The organism is Micromonospora sp. NPDC050200, from assembly GCF_040656135.1.
Taxonomy (GTDB): Bacteria; Actinomycetota; Actinomycetes; order Mycobacteriales; family Micromonosporaceae; genus Micromonospora.
The window spans coordinates 48,440-73,009 of sequence record NZ_JBFALG010000031.1 but is presented as its reverse complement, the minus strand read 5'-3'; the positions used below and the strand labels follow the sequence as shown (position 1 = coordinate 73,009).

The following is a 24,570-nucleotide window of genomic DNA, read 5'->3' as shown; positions in this document are numbered from 1 at the left end:
AAGACCCCCATGCGGATCTCATGCTGAGACACGCGCCCGCCTGACGATGCGCGGCATCTGCTCGGGCCCCGCTCGCCATGTCGTTTGAGAACTCGCCAACCTCTCGCCACCACGTCGGGCCGACTCGCCAACTCGGCTGCGAAGCGACAGTTGCCAGGAACGTCTCCGGCCCGCCAGTCCGACATGCTGCGCCGGTTACCGGATAGTCGGTAATAACAATCCAATAATTAGTCCGGACATAACGGGCGGAACGGCGTTGCATCATAATGTCTGTTCTGTTGTTTCCCCACGTATTGGTAGGGATCTAGGCTTCGCGGAGGTAGCTGTCCCGTTGTCGGCCGCCAGTTGATGGGAGGCACTGCCGTACACCTTGGCCAGGGCCGAACTCGGTGACCTGGCGACGTGGACCTCCACGGTGGCGAGCCTGGCCACCACCGTTCTCGCCGTAGTCGCGTCCCTGGTCGGGCTCCGGGTCTACCGGATCGAGTCGGGCCGTGACAGCGGGCGGAGGAGGAGCGGCGGGAGAGCGCGGCGGACGAGCGGCGCAGCCAGGCACAGCTCGTTTCCGTGTGGTGGGGGCGATGCGGACGCGGATGTACGAAGCGTTCGGAGTGCAGGGCTCGATGAGGAGTCTTCGTCTGGGCGGCCTACATCCTCAACGAGCGTCCACCGTGGAAGGGAGTTGGAATACTGCCTCGTGCCGGGCGTCCCGGTCCGGTTACCGTGCGGCGGTGCGGAACGCGGAGTTCAACGACCCCCGCCTCGTCGCGGTCTACGACGCCGAATGCCCGTGGGGCCGGGACGACGACTTCTTTCTCGCCGAGGTGGGTGAAGCTGCAGAAGCCCGGGTGCTCGACTTCGGCTGCGGCACCGGCCGGCTGGCGCTCGCCCTGGCCGCCGCCGGGCACACCGTCACCGGCGTCGACCCGGCGCGGGCCTCACTGGAGGCCGCCCGCGCCAAGCCCGGCGCCGACCGGGTCACCTGGGTCGAGGGTGGCTGGGAGGTGCTGCCCACCGGCCCGTACGACGTGGCGCTGATGACCAGTCACGTGGCGCAGTTCGTCGTGGACGACGAGGAATGGCGGCAGGTCCTCGCCGCGCTGCGCCGGGCGCTGCGCACCGGCGGCCGGCTGCTGTTCGACTCCCGTGATCCGGCCGACCGGCGCTGGGAGCGGTGGAACCCGGTCGACTCCCGCCGGTCTGTCCACCTGCCGGCCGGGCCTGTGGTCCTGACCTGGACGGACGTAACCGCGGTCCGCGACGGCGTCGTCCACTTCACCCGCCACTACCGCTTCGGAGACGACGAACTGCGCGGCGAGGCGATGCTGCGGTTCCGCACCGAGCAGGAGCTGCGGGGCTGCCTCGACGAAGCGGGCTTCCGGGTGGAGCGGATCCACGGTGGCTGGCAGGGGGAGCCGGTGGGTGTGGGGGACGACGGCGAGTTCGTGGTGGTGGCGACGGCGGTCTGAGGGTTCCCGGTCGGGCCCGATCAGCCGGCGTGGCGTACCTCCTGATCCCAGATCTGGTCCCACGGGCGGCGCAGGCCCCGGCAGAGCCAGATCGGGCCGCCGTTCTCGTCGTTGTCCACATCGACCGCCTGGTCGACCCGGCCGGCGAGGGTGACCTGCTGGAACCAGCCGCGCAGCTGGTCGGGGCGGGCCCAGCCGACCGCGATCACCACGTCGGCGTCGGCGGGCGGCCGGCCGAACCCGGCCATGCTGTTGTGCCCGGAGTAGGCCCGCGGCAGCCCGTGGGCGGGGCCGTACCGGGCCACGGCGCCGGCCTCGCCGTAGTTGCCGGTGAGGATGACCGCGTGCTCACGCTGCTCCGGCGGCAGCCCGCGGTGCACGGCGACGAGCGAGTCGACGAACGCCGGCCAGCCGACGGTCTCCCCGGCGTCGTAGTTGACCTCGACGACGAAGCCGGGCAGCCGGTCGGCGGGCAGCGTGGGCAGCAGCAGCACGGCGCTGCCGGCGACCGCGACGACGCCACCGGCGGCCAGCAGCACCCGACGGGGCGCGGTGCATGCCCAGCGGGCGGTGACGACCGCGCCGGCGGCGGCGAGCACCAGCAGCAGCGGCGCGTCGTAGTAGCCCTTGCCGCCGGCCACCAGCACGATGCCGAACACCACGAGCCACGCCCAGCCCAGCGGACGGTAGGCCCGCCAGTCCGGGCGGCGCAGCAGGGCAACCAGCCCCGCCAACCAGATCGGCACCGCGATCGGGCTGATGATGAGCAGTTGCAGGACGGCGGCGTCGAGGCGGCCGCTGTAGGAGCTGTCCCCGTCGGCGATGGACGAGGCGACCCCGAGCTGTGGGAAGTCGTGGACGGCCTGCCAGGCGAGGGTGGGCGCGGCGAGCAGCGCGGCGAGCGCGACACCGGCGAGCACCCACCGGTCGCGCAGCAGCCGGCGCGGCCCGGCGATCGCCACCCCGGCCAGCAGCCCCACGCCGAGCAGCGCGGGCAGCAGCTTGTTGAGCATCCCGACGCCGAGCACCGCGCCGAGGCCGAGCGCCCAGCGCGGGTCGCCGCGCAGCACCCGGACCGCGCAGTACGCCGCGGCCAGCCACACCAGCAGGTCCACGGTGGTGGTGCTGAGCAGGTGCCCGGGCGCGAGGACGATGCCGGCCACGGCGGCGGTGCCGGCGGCGAGAAGCTGCCCACCGTGCCCGGCGCCGAACTGGCGGGCCAGGGCCGTGACCAGCAGGACCGCGACCCCGGCGATCAGCGCCGACGGGGCACGCAGGACGACGAGGTTGCCCGGAGCGAGGGTGTCCATGGCTCGGGCCAGGGCCGGGGTGAGCGGGCCCTGGTCGACGTAGCCCCAGTCGAGGTGCCGGCCGCAGAGCAGGAAGTACAGCTCGTCACGGTGGTAGCCGTACCGGGAGGCGAGCGCGAGCAGCACGATTGTGACCGCGCCGGCGACCAGCCACGGCCCCTTAGCGCGGGGCCCGGGTGGTGGCGGCCCGGCGGGTGCTGCCGCGCCGGGGCGGTCGGTGACGGGTACGGCCACGCTCCCATCGTGACCCGTCGGATCCCGCCGACGCGTCCCGTAATGGTCACGGTTCGGTGGCGGGCGCCGCCGAACCCGGTTGGCGTCCCGGCGGCGCCTTGGTTAGCGTCCACCGATGCTGATCAGAGAGTTCGCCGGCGCCGACTGGCCGCGGGTGTGGCCGATCGTCGAGGAGGTCGTCGTCGCGGGCGACACCTTCGTGTATGACCCGGGGTTGACCGCCGAGTCGGCGCGCGGCCTGTGGGTGGAGGCGCCGCCGGGGCTGACCGTGGTCGCGGTCGACGGTGACCGGATCGTCGGCACGGCGAAGATGGGCCCGAACCGGCCCGGGCCGGGCGCGCACGTCTCCACCGCGAGTTTCATGGTGGCCGCCGACGCGCGGGGCCGGGGCGTCGGCCGGGCGCTGGCCGAGTACGCCCTGGACTGGGCCGGCCGGCAGGGGTACGCCGCGATGCAGTTCAACGCCGTGGTCGAGTCCAACACGTGGGCGGTCGAGCTGTACCGGCGGCTCGGGTTCAGCGTGGTCGGCACCGTGCCGGAGGCGTTCGCGCTGCCGGGCGGGAAACGGGTCGGCCTGCACGTCATGCACCGGTTCCTCTGAGCCCGGGGGGGACACCCGCGCGGGCCCGCCGGTGCCAGGATGGATCAATGAGCGATGAGCCGATCGACCTGGCGGTGGCGCTGGCCGCCTTCGACCAGCTGTGGAGCCCGCGGATCGTCACCCGGGTCAACGACTACGACGTGCGGATCGCCAAGGTGGCCGGGGAGCACGTCTGGCACGTCCACGACCACACCGACGAATTCTTCCTGGTCCTCGACGGGGAGCTGCGGATCGCGCTGCGTGACGGCGACGACGAGCGGACGGTGGTGCTGCCCCGCGGCGCGGTGTACGTGGTGTCGCGCGGGGTGCCGCACCGGCCGTCCTCGGTGGACGGGGCGTCGATCCTGATGTTCGAGCCGTCCGGCACGTCCAGTGTCGGGGACCGGCACGACGAGGTCCCCGACCACGTGGACGCGACCACCGGCCACGCGCTCTGACCGGTCAGCCCACCGCTGCCCCGGTCCGTTGCGGCGCCGGGGTGGCGGGCCAGGTGAGCCGGCGTACGCCGGGCACGGCGGCGGTGCCGGCGCAGGCGAGCGCGACGAGCACCGCCGCCCCGGCCAGCGGCGCGGGGGTGCCCCAGGCCTCGGCGGCGAGCGGGGCGACGGCGTAGCCGATCGGCATGGCCCCCAGCGACATCAGCCAGTCGTACGAGGTGACCCGGGCGAGCACCTGGGGTGGGAACTGTCCCTGTACCACGGTCTCCCAGATCGGGTTGAGGAAGCCCAGCGCGGTCAGCGCGAGGCAGTACGCGGCGATCACCGCCGGGGCGGGCGCGGCGGCGGCCAGCAGTGCCAGCGGGACGGCGTACGTGGCCAGGGCGAGGTTGCCGACCAGCACAGGCCGGCGGGGCCGGACCCGGGTGGCCAGCAGCGATCCGGCCAGCAGGCCGACGGCGCCGCCCTGGAGCATGAGCACCCACACGCCCTCCCCGCCGAGCCGGTCGATGGCGACCGCCGGGCCGAGGGTCGTCAGGACGGCGGCGGCGCCGTTCCACACGCCGTGCCCGAGCAGGCTGGTCCAGTACCAGTCGCGGCCGCGTACCTCCCGCCAGCCGTGGGCGAGGTCGGTGGCGAGGGATCGTCTGGGCACCGGCACGTGCCGGACCCGGATCGCGGCGAGCAGCAGGGCGCTGACGGCGAAGGAGAGCCCGTCGAGGACGAACGCCCAGCCGGGGCCGGCGGCCCAGATGAGCAGGCCGGCGAGGGCGGGGCCGGCGAGCCGGCTGGCGTTGGCGGTGACCCCCAGCAGGGCGTTGGCGCGCTGCCGTCCGTCGGTCTCGACGGTGCCGGCGACCAGCGGTGCGGCGGTGGGGATGGCGAAGGCGGAGGCGGCGCCGCCGATCGCGGAGGCCACCGCCACGTGGGTCAGCGACGGGGCCTCGCCGAGCAGTTCCACCCCGACGACCAGTTGGGCGGCGCAGCGCACCAGGTCGGTGGCGACGGCGACCCGCTTGGCGTGGAACCGGTCGGCGACCACGCCGCCCAGGGGCAGCAGAAGCAGCCGGGGGACCATCGCGCAGGCCAGCACCAGGGCCAGCGAGCCGGTGGAGCCGGTGGCCCGGAGCACGGCCAGGGCGAGGGCGGCCGGCACGACGGCGTCGCCCAGGGCGGAGACGGTACGGCCGAGGAACAGCAGCCGGAAGGCGGGTACGCGGAGAGGATGGGTCACCCCGACAAGCTATTTCGACACCGAACATTTCGTCAACGAATATTTTGCTGTCGACGTACAGTGGCGGCATGACCGGACGCGACCGCACCGATCGGCACATCGAGCGCTGGCTGCCGGTGCTGCCGGAGCTCGACCCCGACGTCGAGGGCGCGGTCACCCGGATGTCCGGCTTCACCCGGCACCTGCGCGCGGTCAAGGACCGCTCCCTCGCCGAACTCGGCCTGCCCGCGCACGAGTACGACACCCTGCACGCCCTGGCCGGGCGGCACGGCCGGGCCACGCCCACCGAGCTGGCCGACGACATGGCGATGGCGCCGGCCTCGGTGACCGCCCGGGTCGACGCACTGGTCCGGCGCGGTTTCGTGCGACGCATCCCGTCCACCGTCGACCGGCGGCGGGTCGACGTGGAACTGACCGACGCCGGGCGCGCGGCCTGGCACGCGGCGATCGAGGTGATCGGCCACGAGGAGCACCGGCTGCTCGGCGTGCTCACCCCGGACGAGCGTCGACTCCTGGCAGACCTGCTGCGGCGGGTCTCCCTGCACGCCGAGCGGACCACCGGCTGAGCGGGGCCCGAAAACGCCTGGCGCCGCCCGTGACCGGGCTGGCAGGGTGGCCGGCATGACGGCCCAGGCTCTGCCGGGCGCCCTCGCCGACGACGTACGGCGGCAGGTGTTCGCGGCGATCGTGCTCGGGTGTGCCGACGCGGCGGCGGTGGCCGACCGTACCGGCCTGCCCGCCCGGCGGGTGGTCACCGCGCTGCGCCGGCTGGTCGAGTCCGGGGTGGTCGCCGGAGTGGACGGTGACCTGCGGGTGGACGCCGACCGGCTCCGCGAGGCCGCCCGGACGCCGGCTCCGGTCGCAGCGGACGGCGAACCGGCGGACCAGGTGCTGCGCACCTTCCTGCGCGACGGGGTCGTGGTGCGGCTGCCGGCGCAGCGCGGCCGGCGACGCGTGCTGCTGGCCCACATCGCGGCCTCGTTCGAGCCGGGCGTCCGCTACCCCGAACCGGCGGTCGACGAGACCCTGCGGCGCTGGTGCGAGGGCGGCGGTTCGGACCACGTGACCCTGCGTCGCCAGCTGGTGGACGAGCAATTGCTCGCCCGGGAGCAGGGGATCTACTGGCGGATCGGCCGGTGACCTCGCGTCAGCAGCACCGCCGGTCCCGTCGCGGCGAAAAGCTGTTGACCCTGGCCTGATGATCGACGGGTGCCCACGGCCGACCTGACGACATGGACGCTGACCCCGGCCCGACCGGGCGACCCCGACGCGGCGGACCTGCTGTGGCGGTACTTCGAGGAGATCGTCGGCCGCTACCACCGCCGGCCCGCCCTGCCCGGCGAGGTCGAGGCGGCGATGGCCGAATCGCCCAGCGGCGACCTCGTCGAGCCGACCGGGTTGCTGCTGGTGGCATACCACGACGGCCGGCCCGCCGGCTGCGCCGGGCTGCGGCTGCGGCCCGGCTGGGCGGAGCTGACCCGGGTCTTCGTCCACCCGGCCCACCGGGGCCACGGCGGCGGCGCCGCGTTGCTCGCCGCGATGGAGCGGCGCGGCCGGGCGCTCGGGGTCGACCGGATCCGGCTGGACACCCGCAGCGACCTGGTCGAGGCCCGCGCCCTGTACGCCCGGTACGGATACGTCGAGATCCCCGCGTACAACGACGACGTCTACGCCGAGCACTGGTTCGAGAAGGTCCTGCGACGTTGACGCCGCGGCTCGTCACCGTCGGAGGCAACGGGTGCAGGCAGCTCACCGCGTGACGCCCGGGTCGCCGGCGGGCGCGTCCGGCGCGTCCGTCGGCGGCGGGTAGATGGCGGCCATCGCGTGGGCGCTGGCCGCCATCAGCTGCCGTAGCTCGGCCGGGGCGAGCACCTCCACCTGCGCGCCCAGCTTGAGCAGCTCGGTGTGCCCGTGCCGCACCGACTCGATCGGCACCGTGGTGTGCAGCCAGCCGTGCGCGTCCGGGTCGCCCGCCGCCGCCCGGGCCGCCCGGCTCATCGCCGTCGGGAAGACGTACGCCATGAACTCCAGCGCGGCGGCCGTGACCCGTACCCGGGCCTCGCCGCGGTAGACGCCGCGCTCGTACCGGTCGGTCCATTCCCGCCAGAAGGCGACCAGGTCGAAGTCGGCGGGCCGGTCGAACCGTTCGTCGCGCACGGTCAGCGCCAGGATGGCCCCGACCCGGTAGGTGCGGACCTGCTCCCCGGCGCGGGCCGCCAGATACCAGCGGCCGGCCTTGAGCACCACGCCCAGCGGCGCCAGCACCCGGCTCACCTCGCGGGGGCGTTTCCACCGCTGGTAGCGGACCTCGACCAGGCGGTCCTCCCAGATCGCGTCGGCCAGCGCCGCCAGATGCGGGGTGGGTTCCGGGTCCCGGAACCAGCCGGGCGCGTCGAGGTGGAACCGCTGCCGGATCCGGTCGCCCTGGTCGGCCAGGTCCGCCGGCAGGGCGGCGCGCAGCTTCAACTCGGCGGCGGTGAGAACCGCGCCGAGGCCGAGTTCCGCCGCGGGTCCGGGGACTGCGGCCAGGAACAGCGCCGCGGCCTCGTCGGAGGTCAGCCCGGTCAGCCGGGTGCGGTAGCCGCCGAGCAGCCGGTAGCCGCCGGCCGGGCCCCGGTCGGCGTACACCGGGACGCCGGCGGCGCCGAGCGCCTCGACGTCCCGGTAGACGGTACGGACCGAGACCTCCAGCGCGTCGGCGAGTTCCTGGGCGGTCATCCGCCCCCGGGCCTGCAGGAGCAGCAGCAGGGAGACCAGCCGGCTGGCACGCACCCGACGACGGTAGCGCGCGGCGGCAATCCGTTCGGGCGCGCCTCGTGGTCATTTCCCGCCGGGGCTGAGAGCCTTTTTCACATGCTGCGTCCCGACGTCCCGGTCCTGCCCCGCGCCTCGGCCCGGCCCGCCCTGCCGACCGGGCCGGTCGACTTCACCGAGGCGTGGCTGCGCAACCGGCGGCTGTCGGACCACACCCGCGCCGCGTACCGGCGGGACATCGCCGGCTGGCTGGCCTGGTGCGCCGGCCAGGAGCTGGACCCGCTGCGGGCCAACTTCCTCGACGTCAACTCCTACGCCCGGGACCTGGAGGCCACCCTGGGCGCACGTACCGGCCGGCCACTGACCCCGGCGACCGTGGCCCGCAAGCTCTCCGCGCTGTCCAGCTGGTACGAGTTCCTGGTCAAGCTGCGGGCGGTGGAGGCGAACCCGGTCTCCGGCGCCGACCGGCCGCGCGTCGACCGCGACCACTCGGCCACCGTCGGGCTGACCCCGGAGGAGGTGGACGCGCTGCTGGCCGCCGCCGACGCCGACACCGGCCCGACCGCCGCCCGCAACCGGGCCGCCCTCGCCATGCTCGCCGACCTCGGACTGCGGGTGGGGGAGTTGGTCTCGCTGAACCTGGACGATCTGGGCGCCGAGCGGGGACACCGCAGCGTGCGGTTCGTCGGCAAGGGCGGCAAGCCCCGCCGCCGGGCGCTGACCCCCGGCACCGCGTACGCCGTCGACGCGTACCTGGCCGACCGGGCCGCCGCGCAGGGGGTGGGCGTGGCGCAGCTCACCGGCCCGCTGCTGGCCACCGCCACCGGTGGTCGACTGGACCGGCATTCGGTGTTCCGGCTGGTCCGCCGGCTGGCCCAGGCGGCCGGCATCCCGGCGGCGGCGAAGTTGTCGCCGCACTCGCTGCGGCACGCCTTCGCCACCACCGCCCGCGCCGAAGGCGTGCCGCTGGAGGACGTGCAGGACGCGATGGGTCACGCCGACCCGCGCACCACCCGCCGCTACGACCGGGACCGGCACAACCTCGACCGCGACCCGGCGTACACGATCTGGGCGGCCCGGGCCCGCCGCCGGGGCTGAGAAACCCGTTGCCGGGGTGAGTGCTCACTCCCATGCTGAGTGGCGTGCGGACGAGGCTACGCAGGCTGCGTGTCGGTGGGCGTGAATTCACCTGGCGGGCGGTGATCTGCCACGTTCCGGGGGAGCTGGACTGCCACCGGGGGATCCGGCTGCGGGTGTGGGCGGGCGGCAAGACCAGCCGTCCGTTGCAGGTCGATCTCGTGTCGAGAGCCTGGCCGGCGCCGTGGGGAGCGTGCGCCTCGGACAACGCGTATCCGCAACCTCATGATGTGCGCGCCATCATCGTGTTCGCCCTCGCCAACGGCTGGCAGTGCGACGCCCGCGGCGGGGTGTTCCTGGTGACCGAGGGCGAACACGTCAACGCCTTGGAGCTGCCCGACTTCCTCGTGACCGACCGCATCCAGGTCCCGGAAGCTGCTGACCCCAGCGCCCGGGTCGTCGAGGCGTTCGAACGGTCCAGCCGGGAGAACACCACCACCCAGGCGGACAGCGGTGGCCCGCCGCGCTGAACCGCGCCGCCCGACCACCGCGCTGTCGCCGGGACAGCCAGCCACCCCGGGTGGCCGTTCCGGCGCAGCAGTGACAGGACCGTCAGCCCCGCGGGCGGGGGCAGATGCAGAACGGCTGGCCGATCGGGTCGAGCAGCACCACCCAGCGCCCGTCGCCGGGCTGGAACTCCGGCTTCGTCGCGCCGGCCGCCACGAACTCCTTCTCCGCGACGTCCAGGTCGTCGACGTACAGGTCGAGGTGGTAGCGCTTGGCGGAGGTCTCGTCGGGCCAGCGCGGCGGGACGAAACCGTCCACCCGGCCGAAACCGATCGCGACGTCGTCGGGGCTGCTGATCATGGCGTACTCGGGTTCCCTGTGGGTGATCTTCCAGCCGAGCACGCGGTGGTAGAAGTCCACGTGCGCGGCCGGGTCGGAGCTGTCCAGGTTGACCATGGCGAGGTCGGCGGTGACTGTCATGACCGGCAGCCTGCCGCAGGTACCTGACACCTTCTGGCAGGTTCAGTCGGCGGATCCGGGACGGCGGCGGCGCTGGTTGACGTGCTTGCGGACGGCGATGCCGTACGCGTCGGCCAGCAGTTCCCCGACCAGGTCTCGGGTGGGTCCAGCCCAACGGCCGGCTGGCAGCGCTCCGGCACCCGGTCGTAGCCGCCGTGCGAACTACTGTCGCCACCGCCACCGCAGCCCAACCATCCAAAGAGAGGACGACCTCCACACCGAGTACCACGACCGGCCTGGGCAAGCGGCACTGGCGGTGGTGGTGGGTGGATTGAGCCCCGACACCGACCATGATCGATCCGAGCGCCAATCACGGTTCCATTGATCCCCGGGGTCGGTACCTCGCCCTGGTCAGCCCGATGTTGAGCCGCCACGCGCCTGGCCGGTCCAGCGCGGAGGCGGGGCCGTACCGGGCCACGGCGCCGGCTGAGGCGGTGTCGTGGTGGTCGCCGGTCACGATCGTGGCGAACGGCAGCCACCGATCGGCGGGAAGGTCACCGAGCGGGTCATAGACGAAGAACGTGCGCGGGCCCGCGGAGTGCGCATACGGTCGCAGTGATGGGCGGTGAGCAGGCGTGGACCCGACCGGCCCGGCCCCGCCGGCCGGTGCGCTCCGGTCTGGTGCTGGGCGGCCTGGCGATGATCCTGTGCCTGGTCGGGGTGGCCGGGCTGGGCGCCTGGAACGTGCAGGTGGTGACCCAGGCCGGCGGCCCGGTGCGGGAGACCGCCGACGGGTTCCTCCGGGAGTTGTCCGCCGGCGACGTCTCGCGGGCGTACGACCGGCTCTGCGCGCAGGCCCGCGGGAAGTGGAGCGAGGTCGGCTTCGCCGGCTGGATGAAGACCCCGCCGGTGGTCACCGGCTATGAGATCGTGGACGTGTCGGTGCGCACGAAGGCCGGCCGCCCGACCGGCGAGGTGGCCGTCCGCCTCACCCGTGACGGCGGGGCCAGCGAGGAACGCCGGCTACCGGTGGTGAAGGAACGCGGCAAGTGGCGAATCTGCGGTGACCCGTTCTAGGAGCGCGGGCCGAGGTCGCCGGAGCGGTAGTGCCGCCGGCAGAGCACCTGGTAGCGCACCTCGGCGGAGTCCATGGTGTCGCCGATGACGACCTGCTCGCCCTCGCGGACCACCCGCCCGTCGACCACCCGGGCGTTGAGCAGCCCTTCCCGGCCGCACCAGCAGAGCACCTCGATCTGGATCCGGGCCACCTCGTCGGCCAGCTCGAACAGCCGCTGCGCGGCGGGGAAGAGGCAGGACCGGAAGTCGGTCGCCAGGCCGAAGGCGTACACGTCGACGTCGTAGCCGTCGACGAGCTCGGCCATCTGCTCCACGTGCGCCACGTCGTAGAAGGACGCCTCGTCGCAGATCAGATAGTCGACGCGTACCCCCTCGTCCCAGGTGTCGCGGACCAGCGTCCGCAGGTCCAGGTCGTCGGTGACCTCGATGGCGGAGTGGGCCAGGCCGATCCGGCTGGTGACCTGCGGGCCCAGCGACCGGTCGATGCGGGTGGTGACCAGGCCGCGGCGGCCCTGCCGGGCGTGGTTGTAGTTCATCTGCAACGCCATGGTGGACTTGCCGCAGTCCATCGGCCCCCAGAAGAACTTCAGCGCGGCAGCGTGCAGCGGCCGGCCGTCGAGGCCCCGGGCGGCGGCGCAGCCGGTCCGGCGGTCGTCCGGGCCCGGGAGCGGGCGGGCCAGGCAGGGCGGGGCAGCGGCGTCGTCGGTCACGTCCGGGCAGCCTAGTCCATCGACCAGGGCCGATCGCGTCGATGGATCGGGCCGCTCACAGCACCCGGGGCGGGGTGTTGCCGGCGGCGACGATGGCCCGGCGGATCGGCACGGCGGCCAGCAGCGCGAAGCCCAGCACGAAGAAGATCAGCAGTGAGACCAGGCCCACCCGGTATGAGGCGGTGAGCTGGAACACCAGGCCGAAGGCGAGCGGCCCGAGCCAGCTGGTGCCCTTGTCGCTGATCTCGTAGAAGCCGTAGTACTCGCCCTCCTTGCCGGCCGGGATGAGCTGGCTGAACAGCGACCGGCTCAGCGCCTGGCTGCCGCCGAGGACCAGGCCGATCGCCCCGCCGAGGACCATGAACGGCAGCGGCGCCTCGGCGGGCAGCCGGAACGCGGCGATGATCACACCGGTCCACAGCACCAGGGACAGCAGCACCGTCTTCCACGCGCCAATACGCCGGGCCAGCGCGCCGAGAGCGAGCGCCCCACCGAAGGCGAGGAACTGCACCAGCAGGATCGTCACGATCAGGGTGTCCTGCTCCAGCCTCAGCTCCTCGGTGCCGTACTGGCTGGCCAGCGTGATCACCGTCTGGATGCCGTCGTTGTAGACCAGGAAGGCGAGCAGGAAGAACAGCGTCAGCGGGTACGCCTTGATCTCGCGCACGGTGCGGCCGAGTTGGCGGAAGCCGTCGGTGAGCACGTTGCCGCCGCCGGCCAGCGCCGCGGCGGTCGGGTGTTCGCGCAGCCAGCGCAGCGGCACCAGGGTGAACGCCGCCCACCACACGCCGGCGGACACGATGGACCAGCGGGCCAGGTCGAGGGTGCGCTGCGGGTTGCCCTCCTCGCTGAGCAGCTTGACCGCGACCAGGTTCAGCGCGAGCAGCAGTCCGCCGCCGAGGTAGCCGATGGCCCAGCCGCGGCTGGAGATGGTGTCGCGTTCGTCGGGGCCGCCGAGTTGCGGCAGGAACGAGTTGTAGACGACCACCGCCGCGCCGAAGGCGATGTTGGCGACGAGGAACAGCGCACCGCCGAGCAGGTACCGGTCGCCGGTGACGAAGGCCATCGCGATGGTCGCCCCCGCGCCGGTGAACGCCGCGCCGGCGAGCAGCCGCTTCTTGTGCACCGACCGGTCGGCGACCGCCCCGATCACCGGCAGCACGAAGACGGTGAGGAACACCGACAGTGAGATCAGGTACGGGTAGTAGGAGCCGGCGGCGACCCGGATGCCCAGCGGGTGGACGTACCCGTCGCAGCTGTCCGCGCCCAGCTCACAGCCGGCGGCCAGCTCGGTGACGGTGGTGAGGAACGGGCCGAGGAAGACCGTGATGACGGTGGTCTGGAACGCCGAGTTGGCCCAGTCGTAGAGGTACCAGCCACGGCGCTCCCGGCGGGTGCTCGCCGGCGGCAGGTCCTGCACCGCAGGGGTCACGGTCTCGGCCATCGGGTTTCCTTCGCCGGTTCTCAGGCGGCCCAGTGGCCGCGGCTGCGGTAGACGTCGCGCAGCACGCCGACGTGATCGGTCATGATGCCATCCACACCTAGATCAAGTAAGTCGTGCATCTCGGCAGGTTCGTCGATCGTCCAGACGTGCACCTGCAGGCCCAACCGGTGGCAGTAGGCGAGGAACCGGCGGTCCACCACCGGCACCCGGCCGTAGCGCGGCGGCACCTGCGCGGCCACCGCCGACGGCGGCAGCCGCAGCCGCCACCCGTGCAGCGACCCCAGCCGCAGCCGGGCCACCCCGCGCATGCCGAGGCTGGTGGCGACCCGCCCCTCGGTCAACGCCCGCAGCCGGGCCAGCCGGGCGTCGCTGAACGAGGCGAGCAGCACCCGGTCGGCGGCGCCCGCCCGGGTCACCGTGGCCACCGTCGGCGCGACACCGCCGTCGGCCTTCACGTCGATGTTGAACCGGACCTGCGGCCAGGCGGCCAGGACCTCGTCGAGCCGGGGTACGACCGCGGCGCCGCCGACGCGTACCGAGGCCAGGTCGGCCCAGCGCAGGTCGGCGATGCGTCCCCGCTCGCCGGTGACCCGCTCCAGGGTGGCGTCGTGGAAGACCACGGCCACCCCGTCGGCGGTGCCGTGCACGTCGGTCTCCACGTACCGGTAGCCGAGGCCGACCGCCCGGGCGAACGCCTCGACGGTGTTCTCGTCGCCCTCGGCGGCGCCGCCGCGGTGGGCGAACGCCAGCGGCGCGGGCGCATCGAGATAGCCGGATCGGGTCAGCACGCCGGAAGTATGCCGGGCGCGGGTGGCGTCCGCGTGACCGACCGACGTCGGCGAAACCAACTTCCCTATCATCCCCTACCCTGCATACGATGGGGAACGATGAGTAATGACATGTACTCGGTCGAGCGGGTGGCGGAGCTGCTCGGGCTGCACGTGCGCACCGTGCGCGGCTACATCCGCGCTGGCCGGCTGCGCGCGGTGCGGATCGGCAAGCAGTACCGGATCGCCCGCGCCGACCTCGACGCGTTGACCGGGCGGCCCACGACGGCGCCGCCGGCTGGAGCGCCGGCGCTGGAGGTGTCGAGCATCGTGCAGGTCGACGGTGTCGACCGGGCCGCCGCCGACCGGCTCGGCACGCTGGTGCTCGCCGGCGTCAACACCCACCCCGACCCGGCGCGCCCGCTGCGCGTCCAGACCGTCCACGACGAGGAGCGCCACCGTATGAAGATCGTGATCCTGGGGGACCCCGCCGCCACCGCCAACCTGCTGCACCTGCTCGACGCCGTCGTGCGGGACGACAACGGCCTGCTCGCCGCGGAGGCCCGGGATGCCTGACGTGCTGCAGGAGCGGGCCGGGGTGCCGGTGCTGGTGTGCGACCCGGCCGGGCCTCCGGTGACCACCACGCAGGAGGCTCTCGACCTGATCGGCGCGGCCTTCGGCGGCGCCGAGGTGGTGGCCGTGCCCGCGGACCGGCTCGACCCGAGCTTCTTCTCCCTGGGCACCCGCTTCGCCGGAGAGATCATGCAGAAATTCGTGAACTACCGCCTGCGGCTGGTCGTCGTCGGGGACATTTCCCGGCACCTCGCTGCCAGCGCGGCGCTGCGGGCGCTCGTCGCCGAGTCCAACCGCCACGACCACGTCTGGTTCGTGCCCGACCTGCCCGCGCTCGACGCCCGGTTGTCCGCCGGCAGCTGATCTCGTCCGCCTCGCTCGGCCGGTGGGGTGGGTACGGCGGGGCGGGGCGCAGGGGAGGAAGCGTCAGCCCCGTGTTCCACGGCGGTGGGAGCGGGCCGTGTCGACGGGGCGGCCCGGGTCGACGTGCCGGGGCCGGTCCGGCTCGTCGGGGCGCAGCGGCGCCAGGGTGTCGGTGATCGCGTCGATGATCCGGTCGGTGCCCAGGCGGGCGGCGCCGGGCGTCCCGTCGGCCAGGTCGTGCAGGTCGAGCGGGTCGCCGAAACGCACCCGGATCACCGGGCGGCGCCGCACCGACCGGGCGATGCCGCGCAGCAGTCCCTTGGGAGCCCGGTAGGGCAGCACCTCGTGGGAGCCCCACTGGGCGACCGGGACGACCGGGGCCCCGCAGGCCAGGGCGAGCCGGGCGGCGCCGGTCTTGCCGCGTTCGGGCCACAGGCCCGGGTCCAGGCCGATGCGGCCCTCGGGATAGACCAGCACCACCGAGCCGCGGGACACGGCCACGGCGGCGTCGTCGAGGGCCTGGTGCACGCCGGCGGTGCCCCGGTCGACGCGCAGGTGCCCGGCGTGGCGCATCAGCGCCCCGATGACGGGGGCGCGGAAGAGCCCGCCGGTGGCCATGATCCGGGGCGCGACCCCGCGGGCCCGGCAGGCCGCGGCCAGGACGACCGGGTCGAACGGGCTGATGTGGTTGGCGGCCAGGATCAGCGGTCCTCCGCGCAGGTGGGCCGGCACGTCGCCGCTGACCTCCAGCCGGGCCAGCAGGGCGACGAGGAAGCGGGCGAAGACCTGCGCGGCGCGCCAGAACAGCGGCGTCCGCCAGGGGGCGGTCGAGGTGTCCATCAGTGCTGGATGGTCGCACGCGGGCGGGCGACGGTGGGTCCCGATCCCGGGTCGTCCGGCAGAGGTGATCAGGGTCATTGGTCCCGGGCCGGCTCGGGACCCCCGGCCCTGCCCATTCTCTACGACGACAAGTAGTATTTACTACGTCTCGTAGTATGAACAGCTGGGGGTTACTGGTGGACGCGTTGGACGTCGCCCGCTGGCAGTTCGGTGTCACCACCGTCTACCACTTCCTTTTCGTGCCGCTGACCATCGGCCTGTCCGTCCTGGTGGCCATCCTCCAGACGTTGTGGCACCGCACCGGCAACGAGCGGTACCTGAAGCTCACCAAGTTCTACGGCAAGCTCTTCCTGATCAACTTCGCGATGGGCGTGGTCACCGGCATCGTGCAGGAGTTCCAGTTCGGCATGAACTGGAGCGACTACTCCCGCTTCGTCGGCGACATCTTCGGCGCCCCCCTGGCCATCGAGGCCCTGGTCGCGTTCTTCCTGGAGTCGACCTTCATCGGCCTGTGGATCTTCGGCTGGGACCGGCTGCCCAAGCGCCTGCACCTGGCCGCCATCTGGGCCGCCGCGATCGGCACCAACCTCAGCGCCTACTTCATCCTCGCCGCGAACTCGTTCATGCAGAACCCGGTCGGGTACCGGATCAACCCCGACACCGGTCGTGCCGAACTCACCGACTTCCTCGCCGTGCTGACCAACAAGGTCGCGCTGATCACCTTCCCGCACACCCTGGCCGGCTCGTTCCTGGTCGCCGGCTCGCTGGTGGTCACCGTCGGCCTGTGGCACGTGATGCGCAACCGCGGCAGCGCCGACACCGGCGCGTACCGGTTCGCCACGAAGTTCGGCGCCTGGGTGGTGCTGGTCTCCGCCACGCTGGTGGTGATCACCGGTGACATCCAGGGCAAGATCATGACGCAGGTGCAGCCGATGAAGATGGCCGCCGCCGAGGGCCTCTACACCACCGAGAGCCCCGCCTCGTTCTCCGTGCTCACCGTCGGCAGCCTCGACGGCAGCCGTGAGCTGTTCGCCATCAAGATCCCGTACCTGCTGTCGTACCTCGGCACCGGCGACCCCAACGGCACCGTCCACGGCATCAACGACCTGCAGGCCCAGTACGCCAGCCAGTACGGCGCCGGCAGCTACACCCCGATCATCCCGGTCACCTACTGGAGCTTCCGCTTCATGATCGCCTTCGGGATGGCCGCCGCCGCGATCGCCCTGCTGGTGCTCTGGGCCCAGCGCAAGGGCCGCACCCCCCGCAGCCGGTGGCTGCTGCGCGCCGGCCTGGTCATGCCAGTGCTGCCCCTGCTCGCCAACTCCTTCGGCTGGATCTTCACCGAGATGGGCCGCCAGCCCTGGATCGTCTTCGGCGAGATGCTCACCCGCGACGGCGTGTCCCGCAGCGTCTCGCTGGCCGAGGTGCTCACCTCGTTCACCGCCTTCACGCTCATCTACGCCACCCTCGCCGTCGTCGAGTTCAAGCTGCTGGTCCGCTACGCCCGCGCCGGCGTGCCCGACCTCACCCCCGCGCCCGAACCTGACGACACCGACGACGCCGAGCGCCCGCTCGCCTTCGCCTACTGACCCGGAGCCCACCGTGGAACTGACGACCGTCTGGTTTCTCCTCGTCGCCGTGCTCTTCACCGGCTACTTCATCCTCGAAGGCTTCGACTTCGGCGTCGGCATGCTGCTGCCCGTCCTCGGCCGCGACGACCGGGAACGCCGCGTCCTGATCAACACCATCGGCCCGGTCTGGGACGGCAACGAGGTCTGGCTGATCACCGCCGGCGGCGCCATGTTCGCCGCCTTCCCCGAGTGGTACGCCACCCTCTTCTCCGGTTTCTACCTGCCGCTGCTGCTGATCCTGCTCGCTCTGATCGCTCGCGGCGTCGCCTTCGAGTACCGGCACAAGCGCCCCGAGGCGTCCTGGAAGCGCCGCTGGGACACCGCGATCTTCGTCGGCTCCGTCGTCCCCGCGGTGCTGTGGGGCGTGGCCTTCGCCAACATCCTGCGCGGCGTGCCGCTGGACGCCGACCACGAGTACGTCGGCGGCGTGGTCGACCTGCTCCACCCGTACTCGCTGCTCGGCGGGGTGACCACCGCGGCGCTGTTCCTCACCCACGGCGCCGTGTTCATCGCCCTGAAGACCACCGGTGAGATCCGGGAGCGGGCCGGCGTCCTCGCCGTGCGCCTGGGCGTGGGCACCGCGGTGGCCGCGGTGGCGTTCCTGGCCTGGACGCTGACCATCCGCTCCAGCGCGGCCGCCGTCGTGTTCGCCGTCGGCGCGGCGCTGGCCCTCATCGGCGCGCTCGCCGCCGCCCGGGTACGCCGGGAGGGCTGGGCGTTCACCGGCACCGCCGTGGCGATCGGTCTGGCCGTGGCGACCCTGTTCGCCGCGCTGTTCCCGAACGTGCTGCCCTCCACCCTGGACGCCGCCGGCACGCTCACCGCCACCAACGCCGCCTCCACCCCCTACACCCTGAAGATCATGACCTGGGTGGCGGTGATCTTCACCCCGATCGTGCTGGCCTATCAGGGCTGGACGTACTGGGTGTTCCGCAAGCGGATCGGGGTAAAGAACATTCCGCAACACTGACGACCTGCGGGGGCGCGGGACGCGGGGCCGGGGCGAGGGGGTCGCACCGGCCCCGCGGGGTGTTCCGTCCCACCGCCGGCTCCCCCCGAAAATCCGTCCACCGGCAAGATCCGCGCCGCTAAGGTGGGCCGATGGCGACCACCCTGCACGTCCGTGAGCTCACCGTCGACGAACTCACCGACGCCTGGAACCTCGGCCGGCACGCCTTCGGGTTCGACCCGCAGCCGGCACCACAGGCCACCGCCGTGCTGCCCGGCCTAACCCGCTACGGCGCCTTCGACCACACCGGCCGACTCCTCGGCAAGGCCGTCGACCTGCACCACGAGCAGTGGTGGTCCGGGCGGGCCCTGCCCGCCGCCGACGTCGGCGGCGTCGCCGTCGCCCCCGAGGCCCGCGGCCGTGGCGTGGCCCGCGCCCTGCTCACCGGCCTGCTGCGCGGCGCCCACGAGCGCGGCGCCGCGATCAGCGCGCTGTTTCCCACCGTCACCGCCCCCTACCGCGCCTGCGGCTGGGACGTCGCCGGGGTGATGCGCACCGTCAACCTGCCCACGGCGGCGCTGCCCCGGCACCGGCCGGCCCCGCACCTCACCGTCCGCGCCGGCACACCCGGCGACCTGCCCGCCGTCGTCGCCCTCTACGAACGCCTCGCCCGGGACCGGCGCGGGCTGCTCACCCGCCGCGGTGACCTCTTCGACCCCCGCACCACCGCCGACACCCTGCCCTTCGACGGCCTCACCCTCGTCGAGGACCACGGGCACCTCGTCGGCTACGTCAGCTGGGACCGCGGCCGCGGCTACCGCGCCGATGCGATCCTCACCGTCCACGACGTCCTCGCCACCACCGCCGACGCCGCCCGGGAACTCATCGGCGTCCTCGCCAGCTGGCACAGCGTCACCCCCACCCTGCGGCTGCGCCTGCTCGACGGCGACGCCCTCACCGCCCACCTGCCGCTGGAAGCCGTCCGCGAACACGAACAGGACCCGTGGATGCACCGCCCCGTCGACGTGACCCGCGCCGTCGCCGCCCGCGGCTGGCCGGCCCACGTCCGCGGCAGCGTCGACTTCACCCTCACCGACGACCTCGCCGACTGGAACACCGGCACCTGGCGGCTGGCCGTCGCCGACGGCGACGCCCAGCTCACCCGCGTCACCGCCGACGCCGACCTGCACCTGTCCGTCCGTGGCTTCGCCCTGCTCTACAGCGGCGCCAGCACCGCCCGGTCCGTCGCCGACGCCGGCCTGCTACGCGCCACCACCGGCACCGACCCCCGCGCCCTGGACCTGCTGGCCGCCGGGGGACCGGCGCAGCTGCTCGACTACTTCTGAGCCGGCCCGCCCTTCGTCACCCCGCACGATCAGCCCGAGGCAGGTCTGCCGGGCACGCGCCGTCGACCAGGCAACCGGCTGGCGGTACGTGCCCGGCGCGCCGACGTCACCGCGCCTCGCGCAGCTCCGCCAGACGCACCTCGACCTCCGCCAGTTCGGCGCGCAGCTTCTCCGCCTGCTGCTCCGCCTCCGCCCGCTCCGCGGCCAGGATCTGCTCCACCGCCTCCTGCACCCCCGGCACGTCCACGAGCGCCACCATCTTCAACGCCTCCGCCGGCTTCACCACGTACGGCTTGGCGAGGGCCTTGGCGCCCTGCTGCGCCGCCACCGTCCACTCGCCCTCGGCGTACGCCAGGGTCACCGTCAGCCCGGCCGGACCCTTCGGCTTGGCCGCCTTCACCGGCCGCCGCGCCGGCGCCTTCTCCGCCTGCTGTTCCACCTTCGGCTCCTCCCGACGCGGCGCCGGCACCCGCGGGGTGTCCAGCACGAACTCCGGCTCCGCCGGCGCGGCCGGCTCCTCGACCGGCGCCTCCGGCGTCGGCTCCACCACCTTGCGGCCCGCGCCGCGCGGCGCCACCGCCACGTCGGCGGGGGAGAAGGGCAGCTCGTCGCGGCCGAACCGGACCACCACGAACTCGTCGGACACCTCGGGGTCGGTCAGCTCCACCACCTGGCCCACCTGCCCGGCGATCTGACCCGCCGAGGCGGTGAAGACCACCTTGGGCTTGCGGCCCGCGGCCAACGCCTCGCGGATGCTCTGCACCTCGTCAGTGGACAAACCCTGGTCCGCCATCACAGCCCTCTTCCGTACACCTGTTTGATTCCTGCCTTGATACCAGTCGGCTGCGACACCCGGAAGATCAACCCCCCAGCGCCCGCAACGCGGCATCGGCGTGCTCGTTCATGCCCAACTCGCTGTGTACCACCGCCAGCACCCGGCGGCCCCGCCCGATCACGAAGGTCATCCGCCGGGTGCTCAACGGCCCCAGCGGCACCCGCCGACGCACCCCGAACGCCCGCGCCACCGCGCCGTCCACGTCCGACAGCAGGGGATAGTCGAAGCCGTGCAACCGGGAGAACTCCGCCTGCTTCTCCACCGGATCCCGGCTGATCCCCACCCGCTGCGCGCCCACCGCCGCGAACTCCGCCGCCAGATCGCGGAAGTGGCAGCTCTCCGCCGTGCAGCCCCGCGTCATCGCCGCCGGGTAGAAGAACAACACCACCGGCCCGGCCGCCAGCAACTCCGACAACCGCCGCGGCGTACCGGCCTCGTCCGGCAGCTCGAAATCCTCGACCACATCACCGACACCCACGCCCACCGCGTACCTCCATCTGCGACCCCGTCGCGGGTGAGCGTAGGCGAGCGTCAACGGCGGTTCTCGTTCCGGTGACGACGGCGGCGATCAACCCCAGACCACGCCGCCGCCTGCGCGAACCCCGCCCGATCCGGCGACACCACCGCCACCCAGCACGAACGCGCGTCATGTGTGATCGTCCTCTCCACCACCGGGCCGCGCCGGGACGGTAACGTCACCCGCACCACCAGGGCAGGGGAGCGGGCATTGACCTCCGTCACCATCGTCACCGGCGGAGGCCGCGGCATCGGCGCCGCCACCGTCCGCCGCCTCGCCGCGGCCGGCCACGACATCGCCATCGGCTACCGCCGCGACCACACCGCCGCGAAGGCCGTCCTCGACGACATCCGCGCCGCCGGCGCGCGCGGCCTCGCCGTCCCCGCCGACACGACCGACCCCCACCAGGTACGACAGCTCTTCGACGCCGCCGCCGACCTCGGACCCGTCACCGGCCTGGTCAACAACGCCGGCATCACCAGCCCGATCGGCCCCTTCACCGAGCTGCGCTTCGACGACCTGCGCCAGGTCGTCGACGTCAACCTCATCGGGTACGTCCTGTGCGCGCAGGAGGCCGCCCGGCGGATGAGCCGCGGCGGCGCCATCGTCAACGTCTCCTCCGCCGCCGCCACCCTCGGCAGCCCCGGCGAATACATCCACTACGCCGCCGTCAAAGCCGCCACCGACACCCTCACCCTCGGTCTGGCCAAGGAACTCGCCCCGCACGGCATCCGCGTCAACGCCGTGGCCCCCGGCATCATCCGCACCGACATCCATGCCCTTTCCGGCGTACCCGACCGCCCCGACAGGGCCGCCGGACGCATCCCGCTGGGCCGCGCCGGCGAACCCGACGAGGTCGCCGGCGCCATCGCCTGGCTGCTCGGCTCCGACGCCTCCTACACCACCGGCGCCGTGCTCCGCATCGCCGGCGGCCTGTGACGACAACGGCCCCGGGCGTGTGTCGCCCCGGGCCGCTCCCGCCCACTCCTAACGGGTGAACAATTTCGCGGCCGTGATCAGCGTTTGCACCACCCCGTAACCCAGCAGCACCGACACCACCGACCAGGAGATCCACAACCGGGCCTGCTGCCCGCGTGGGCCTGTCTCGTTCATGGCGTGCCGCACCTTTCCGCCGTCACCGGCTCCGTACCCTCATCCGCGTCCCGACCCCCGGCCGGCTCGTGGAACGCGCCGGCACCGGCCGGACCAGCAGGTTCGCCACGAACCCCACCGCCAGCACCGCCACCATCGTGAACAGCGCCGGCCGGTACGCCGCCGCCGTCAACGTCCCCGGCCTGCCCTCGGCGTCCAGGAAGTCGCCTTGTGCGGGCCGTTCGCCTCCACCCAGGTGTCCGCCACCGCCGCCGAGAGTCCGAGCATCACGATCGCGATGCTGAAGATCACCCCGATCGCCGTCTGGCTCGCGTCGAAGTGCGCGATGAGGGAGTTCTTGTACACGCTGGTTGCGTATGTCCAGACCGTCCTCACCCGGCACGCAGTTCCTCGGCGTCCCGGCCAACGGTCGTTCATACGCAGACCGTACCGGTGCATCCTCTGGGTGGCCCCGGCCGTGATCATGAGGGAATGAGCAGATACTTCCAGGTCGGCGAGCGGGTCCTGTGGAACCCGTCCAACGGCGTCGCCGAACTCTTCGTGACCACCGCCGAGGCGCTGGTCCCGTTCGCCGGCCGGTCGACCGGCATCGGCCCGATGGTCGACGACGAATACGAGGTCGACCCGGTCATGTTGTCGGCGTACGTCGACGAGCTGGTGGGGCGGTACCGGTCGTCCACCCACCGGATCCTGCGCTCGTTGGGGTGCCGTCAAGAAATGTGTCACCAGCCGCGAACGAGCGTGTTCGGGCAGGTCAGTGGCAAGGTGCGTACATGATCACAGCGGCGCCGATTACTGACTGCCGGCGGGAAATTCGGGTGCGGAGGGTCGGTGGCGTGCTATGTGATCGGGGGATGGCGATCGAGATGGGTGGGCCGGGGGCCGACGGGCTCGGTGACGTGGTGCGGGTGTTGGGGGAGTGGCAGTACGACGCAGGGCCCGTGCAGTTGCATCCGGGGGATGTGGGGTGGTTCTGGCGGTTCGGTGCGGAGCGGACGGCGGAGGCTACGCGGACCTGGAGTCGGGCTGGGGAGGTTCTGGCGGTCGGGCTGCTGGATGGTGCGGAGTTGCTGCGGTTGGCGTTCGCGCCGGAGGCGTTGCGGGACGAGGAGTTGGCGCAGCAGGTGGTCAAGGACGTGTCGGCGCCTGAGCGTGGTGTGCTGTTCGAGGGCAAGGTGTACGTCGAGGCGCCGATGGGTGCGCTGGTCCAGGACCTGTTGTTCAAGGACGGCTGGGAGAGTGGCGAGCCGTGGACACTACTTCGGCGTGACCTCGGCGCGCCTGTGCCGGATCCCGGCGTTCGTGTCGAGGTAATCGGGCCGGAACAGGCGCACGAGTGGGCCGCGGTCCTGCGGGCGTCGTTCGACGGGTCGACGTTCACCGACGAGCGCTGGCACGCGATGGCGGCAGGTGCGCCGTATGTCGACGCGCGGTGCCTGGTCGTTCGCGATGAGCAGGGCGAGGCGGTGGCGGCCGTGACGGTGTGGTCGGCGGGTGAAGGCAAGCTAGGGCTGATCGAGCCGATGGGGGTGCACCGGGCACACCGCGGTCACGGTTACGGCCGAGCGATCACGGTCGCCGCGGCGCGCGCACTCCAGGAGTCGGGTTCGTCCAGCGTGGTCGTGTGCTGCCCGAGCTCCAACGTCGGCGCCGTCGCCACCTACCAGTCGGCCGGCCTCGAGCAGTTGCCCGAGAGACGGGACCTGTACCGCAACGCTTCCTGAGGCTTTCGGTGTGGGGTCGGGGTGGCCAGTGATCGCGAGGCCAGTCTCGGCGAGGCAGCCGTCGATCAGCGGCCAGCGCCTCCAGCACGCCCACGTGCGCGGCCGGCTACGCCTACCTCAAGGACGTGTTCCGGTATCTGCGCGACGAACTCGGCGTCGAGGTCACCACCCAGGCCAAGAAGCTGCTCTACGTGCCGACCGAGGAGGAGATCCGCCGCTTGAAAGAAGCCCTCGCCCCGCACATGGACGCCCAGAAGGCCAAGGGAGCGGCGTACCTGTTCGAGTCCTCGCGGAAGAAGCCCTACTCCACCCGCGGCATCCGCGCCCTGCTCGCCCGGTACGCGGAGAAAGCCGGTCTCACCCACAACATGGCACCCCACCGGCTGCGGCATTTCCTGTTCACCTGGCTCAAGGAGCAAGGCATCGACGACGCCCTCATCCAGCCCTACTCCGGCCACGCCAGCCGCACCAGCTTGGAGATCTACTCCCAGGTCTCCCTCACTCCCGCAACATGCCGCTCTGAGGCCCGTCCACCTGGGAGCCTCGACTGACGAAGAACCCGAGTGTATATACGCGAGGTATACCCTCAGTGTAGTCT

31 protein-coding genes are annotated in these 24,570 nt (G+C 72.8%); 18 read left to right on the top strand and 13 right to left on the bottom strand.

The features are described from left to right. The first annotated feature begins 731 nt into the window (after positions 1 to 731). Positions 732 to 1,469, top strand: a complete 738-nt coding sequence (locus AB0I41_RS21140; RefSeq protein ID WP_357110039.1) for a class I SAM-dependent methyltransferase — start codon at positions 732 to 734, stop codon at positions 1,467 to 1,469. Between the two features lie 20 nt (positions 1,470 to 1,489). On the opposite strand, the gene AB0I41_RS21135 is transcribed toward AB0I41_RS21140, so the two are convergent. Further along, the gene (locus AB0I41_RS21135) at positions 1,490 to 3,013 is read right to left on the bottom strand and encodes a glycosyltransferase family 39 protein (RefSeq protein ID WP_357110036.1); all 1,524 of its coding nucleotides are present in this window, start codon (positions 3,011 to 3,013) and stop codon (positions 1,490 to 1,492) included. A gap of 115 nt (positions 3,014 to 3,128) precedes the next feature. On the opposite strand from AB0I41_RS21135, the gene AB0I41_RS21130 reads away from it, so the two are divergent. Together AB0I41_RS21130 and AB0I41_RS21125 are read left to right on the top strand one after the other, a co-directional pair. After that, positions 3,129 to 3,614, top strand: a complete 486-nt coding sequence (locus tag AB0I41_RS21130; protein WP_357110033.1) for a GNAT family N-acetyltransferase — start codon at positions 3,129 to 3,131, stop codon at positions 3,612 to 3,614. Positions 3,615 to 3,661: 47 nt separating this feature from the next. Beyond that, complete coding sequence (locus tag AB0I41_RS21125) at positions 3,662 to 4,051, top strand: cupin domain-containing protein (protein WP_357110031.1); 390 nt, start codon at positions 3,662 to 3,664, stop codon at positions 4,049 to 4,051. Positions 4,052 to 4,055: 4 nt separating this feature from the next. Here AB0I41_RS21125 and AB0I41_RS21120 read toward each other — a convergent pair whose 3' ends face one another. Further along, the gene (locus AB0I41_RS21120) at positions 4,056 to 5,285 is read right to left on the bottom strand and encodes an MFS transporter (RefSeq protein WP_357110029.1); all 1,230 of its coding nucleotides are present in this window, start codon (positions 5,283 to 5,285) and stop codon (positions 4,056 to 4,058) included. A 68-nt stretch (positions 5,286 to 5,353) separates the two neighbouring features. Between AB0I41_RS21120 and AB0I41_RS21115 the strand changes: the two genes are divergently transcribed. From AB0I41_RS21115 to AB0I41_RS21105, 3 genes are all read left to right on the top strand, one after another. Beyond that, positions 5,354 to 5,851, top strand: a complete 498-nt coding sequence (locus AB0I41_RS21115) for a MarR family transcriptional regulator (protein WP_357110026.1) — start codon at positions 5,354 to 5,356, stop codon at positions 5,849 to 5,851. 55 nt (positions 5,852 to 5,906) lie between these two features. Continuing rightward, positions 5,907 to 6,425, top strand: coding sequence for a DUF2087 domain-containing protein (locus tag AB0I41_RS21110; protein WP_357110024.1), 519 nt, complete (start codon positions 5,907 to 5,909; stop codon positions 6,423 to 6,425). Between the two features lie 69 nt (positions 6,426 to 6,494). Further along, entirely contained in the window at positions 6,495 to 6,992 is a 498-nt protein-coding gene (locus AB0I41_RS21105) for a GNAT family N-acetyltransferase (RefSeq protein ID WP_357110021.1), read from the top strand. A 42-nt stretch (positions 6,993 to 7,034) separates the two neighbouring features. On the opposite strand, the gene AB0I41_RS21100 is transcribed toward AB0I41_RS21105, so the two are convergent. After that, positions 7,035 to 8,057, bottom strand: coding sequence for a WYL domain-containing protein (locus AB0I41_RS21100; RefSeq protein WP_357110017.1), 1,023 nt, complete (start codon positions 8,055 to 8,057; stop codon positions 7,035 to 7,037). A gap of 81 nt (positions 8,058 to 8,138) precedes the next feature. Between AB0I41_RS21100 and AB0I41_RS21095 the strand changes: the two genes are divergently transcribed. Together AB0I41_RS21095 and AB0I41_RS21090 are read left to right on the top strand one after the other, a co-directional pair. After that, positions 8,139 to 9,137, top strand: coding sequence for a tyrosine-type recombinase/integrase (locus tag AB0I41_RS21095; RefSeq protein WP_357110014.1), 999 nt, complete (start codon positions 8,139 to 8,141; stop codon positions 9,135 to 9,137). A gap of 44 nt (positions 9,138 to 9,181) precedes the next feature. Further along, positions 9,182 to 9,646 (top strand): hypothetical protein, encoded by a 465-nt coding sequence (locus AB0I41_RS21090; protein ID WP_357110012.1) that lies wholly within the window; start codon positions 9,182 to 9,184, stop codon positions 9,644 to 9,646. An 82-nt stretch (positions 9,647 to 9,728) separates the two neighbouring features. Here AB0I41_RS21090 and AB0I41_RS21085 read toward each other — a convergent pair whose 3' ends face one another. Both AB0I41_RS21085 and AB0I41_RS21080 read right to left on the bottom strand, forming a co-directional pair. Then, entirely contained in the window at positions 9,729 to 10,103 is a 375-nt protein-coding gene (locus AB0I41_RS21085) for a VOC family protein (RefSeq protein WP_357110010.1), read from the bottom strand. Between the two features lie 349 nt (positions 10,104 to 10,452). Further along, a complete protein-coding gene (locus AB0I41_RS21080; RefSeq protein ID WP_357110079.1) occupies positions 10,453 to 10,698 on the bottom strand; it encodes a DUF6194 family protein in 246 nt (81 codons plus the stop codon). A gap of 2 nt (positions 10,699 to 10,700) precedes the next feature. Here AB0I41_RS21080 and AB0I41_RS21075 point away from each other — a divergent pair, with 2 nt between their 5' ends. After that, the gene (locus AB0I41_RS21075) at positions 10,701 to 11,159 is read left to right on the top strand and encodes a hypothetical protein (protein ID WP_357110008.1); all 459 of its coding nucleotides are present in this window, start codon (positions 10,701 to 10,703) and stop codon (positions 11,157 to 11,159) included. Here AB0I41_RS21075 and AB0I41_RS21070 read toward each other — a convergent pair. From AB0I41_RS21070 to AB0I41_RS21060, 3 genes are read right to left on the bottom strand one after another with little or no spacing between them, the layout of a single operon-like run. Beyond that, on the bottom strand, positions 11,156 to 11,869 hold the full coding sequence (locus AB0I41_RS21070; protein ID WP_357110005.1) for a thymidine kinase: 714 nt from the start codon (positions 11,867 to 11,869) through the stop codon (positions 11,156 to 11,158). The genes AB0I41_RS21075 and AB0I41_RS21070 overlap by 4 nt on opposite strands. A 55-nt stretch (positions 11,870 to 11,924) precedes the next feature. Then, positions 11,925 to 13,313, bottom strand: a complete 1,389-nt coding sequence (locus AB0I41_RS21065) for an MFS transporter (RefSeq protein ID WP_357110001.1) — start codon at positions 13,311 to 13,313, stop codon at positions 11,925 to 11,927. Positions 13,314 to 13,333: 20 nt separating this feature from the next. After that, a complete protein-coding gene (locus AB0I41_RS21060; protein ID WP_357109998.1) occupies positions 13,334 to 14,101 on the bottom strand; it encodes a glycerophosphodiester phosphodiesterase in 768 nt (255 codons plus the stop codon). Between the two features lie 99 nt (positions 14,102 to 14,200). Here AB0I41_RS21060 and AB0I41_RS21055 point away from each other — a divergent pair, with 99 nt between their 5' ends. Both AB0I41_RS21055 and AB0I41_RS21050 read left to right on the top strand, forming a co-directional pair. Continuing rightward, positions 14,201 to 14,656: a helix-turn-helix domain-containing protein gene (locus AB0I41_RS21055; protein WP_357109996.1), complete on the top strand. Its 456-nt coding sequence runs from the start codon at positions 14,201 to 14,203 to the stop codon at positions 14,654 to 14,656. Then, positions 14,649 to 15,017 (top strand): DUF4180 domain-containing protein, encoded by a 369-nt coding sequence (locus AB0I41_RS21050; RefSeq protein ID WP_357109993.1) that lies wholly within the window; start codon positions 14,649 to 14,651, stop codon positions 15,015 to 15,017. Before AB0I41_RS21055 ends, AB0I41_RS21050 begins: the two co-directional genes overlap by 8 nt. A 63-nt stretch (positions 15,018 to 15,080) precedes the next feature. Here AB0I41_RS21050 and AB0I41_RS21045 read toward each other — a convergent pair whose 3' ends face one another. Further along, on the bottom strand, positions 15,081 to 15,857 hold the full coding sequence (locus AB0I41_RS21045) for a lysophospholipid acyltransferase family protein (RefSeq protein WP_357109990.1): 777 nt from the start codon (positions 15,855 to 15,857) through the stop codon (positions 15,081 to 15,083). Positions 15,858 to 16,033: 176 nt separating this feature from the next. Here AB0I41_RS21045 and AB0I41_RS21040 point away from each other — a divergent pair, with 176 nt between their 5' ends. The 3 genes from AB0I41_RS21040 to AB0I41_RS21030 all read left to right on the top strand — a co-directional run bounded on the left by AB0I41_RS21040 (position 16,034) and on the right by AB0I41_RS21030 (position 19,783). After that, the gene (locus tag AB0I41_RS21040) at positions 16,034 to 17,446 is read left to right on the top strand and encodes a cytochrome ubiquinol oxidase subunit I (protein ID WP_357109988.1); all 1,413 of its coding nucleotides are present in this window, start codon (positions 16,034 to 16,036) and stop codon (positions 17,444 to 17,446) included. 13 nt (positions 17,447 to 17,459) lie between these two features. Next, a complete protein-coding gene (gene cydB, locus AB0I41_RS21035) occupies positions 17,460 to 18,458 on the top strand; it encodes a cytochrome d ubiquinol oxidase subunit II (protein WP_357109985.1) in 999 nt (332 codons plus the stop codon). A gap of 131 nt (positions 18,459 to 18,589) precedes the next feature. Continuing rightward, the gene (locus AB0I41_RS21030) at positions 18,590 to 19,783 is read left to right on the top strand and encodes a GNAT family N-acetyltransferase (RefSeq protein ID WP_357109982.1); all 1,194 of its coding nucleotides are present in this window, start codon (positions 18,590 to 18,592) and stop codon (positions 19,781 to 19,783) included. A gap of 106 nt (positions 19,784 to 19,889) precedes the next feature. On the opposite strand, the gene AB0I41_RS21025 is transcribed toward AB0I41_RS21030, so the two are convergent. Next, positions 19,890 to 20,576, bottom strand: a complete 687-nt coding sequence (locus AB0I41_RS21025; protein ID WP_357109979.1) for a hypothetical protein — start codon at positions 20,574 to 20,576, stop codon at positions 19,890 to 19,892. A gap of 67 nt (positions 20,577 to 20,643) precedes the next feature. Further along, positions 20,644 to 21,102: a peroxiredoxin gene (locus tag AB0I41_RS21020; RefSeq protein ID WP_357109977.1), complete on the bottom strand. Its 459-nt coding sequence runs from the start codon at positions 21,100 to 21,102 to the stop codon at positions 20,644 to 20,646. 243 nt (positions 21,103 to 21,345) lie between these two features. Between AB0I41_RS21020 and AB0I41_RS21015 the strand changes: the two genes are divergently transcribed. Continuing rightward, the gene (locus tag AB0I41_RS21015) at positions 21,346 to 22,074 is read left to right on the top strand and encodes an SDR family oxidoreductase (RefSeq protein ID WP_357109975.1); all 729 of its coding nucleotides are present in this window, start codon (positions 21,346 to 21,348) and stop codon (positions 22,072 to 22,074) included. Between the two features lie 48 nt (positions 22,075 to 22,122). On the opposite strand, the gene AB0I41_RS21010 is transcribed toward AB0I41_RS21015, so the two are convergent. Both AB0I41_RS21010 and AB0I41_RS21005 read right to left on the bottom strand, forming a co-directional pair. After that, complete coding sequence (locus AB0I41_RS21010; RefSeq protein WP_357109973.1) at positions 22,123 to 22,248, bottom strand: hypothetical protein; 126 nt, start codon at positions 22,246 to 22,248, stop codon at positions 22,123 to 22,125. A 168-nt stretch (positions 22,249 to 22,416) separates the two neighbouring features. Further along, the gene (locus tag AB0I41_RS21005) at positions 22,417 to 22,593 is read right to left on the bottom strand and encodes a hypothetical protein (RefSeq protein WP_357109971.1); all 177 of its coding nucleotides are present in this window, start codon (positions 22,591 to 22,593) and stop codon (positions 22,417 to 22,419) included. Positions 22,594 to 22,719: 126 nt separating this feature from the next. Between AB0I41_RS21005 and AB0I41_RS21000 the strand changes: the two genes are divergently transcribed. From AB0I41_RS21000 to AB0I41_RS20990, 3 genes are all read left to right on the top strand, one after another. Beyond that, positions 22,720 to 23,025 (top strand): DUF6086 family protein, encoded by a 306-nt coding sequence (locus AB0I41_RS21000; protein WP_357109969.1) that lies wholly within the window; start codon positions 22,720 to 22,722, stop codon positions 23,023 to 23,025. Positions 23,026 to 23,102: 77 nt separating this feature from the next. Continuing rightward, positions 23,103 to 23,972 (top strand): GNAT family N-acetyltransferase, encoded by an 870-nt coding sequence (locus tag AB0I41_RS20995; protein ID WP_357109966.1) that lies wholly within the window; start codon positions 23,103 to 23,105, stop codon positions 23,970 to 23,972. A 125-nt stretch (positions 23,973 to 24,097) separates the two neighbouring features. Continuing rightward, positions 24,098 to 24,523, top strand: coding sequence for a tyrosine-type recombinase/integrase (locus AB0I41_RS20990; RefSeq protein ID WP_357109963.1), 426 nt, complete (start codon positions 24,098 to 24,100; stop codon positions 24,521 to 24,523). Positions 24,524 to 24,570: the final 47 nt, after the last annotated feature.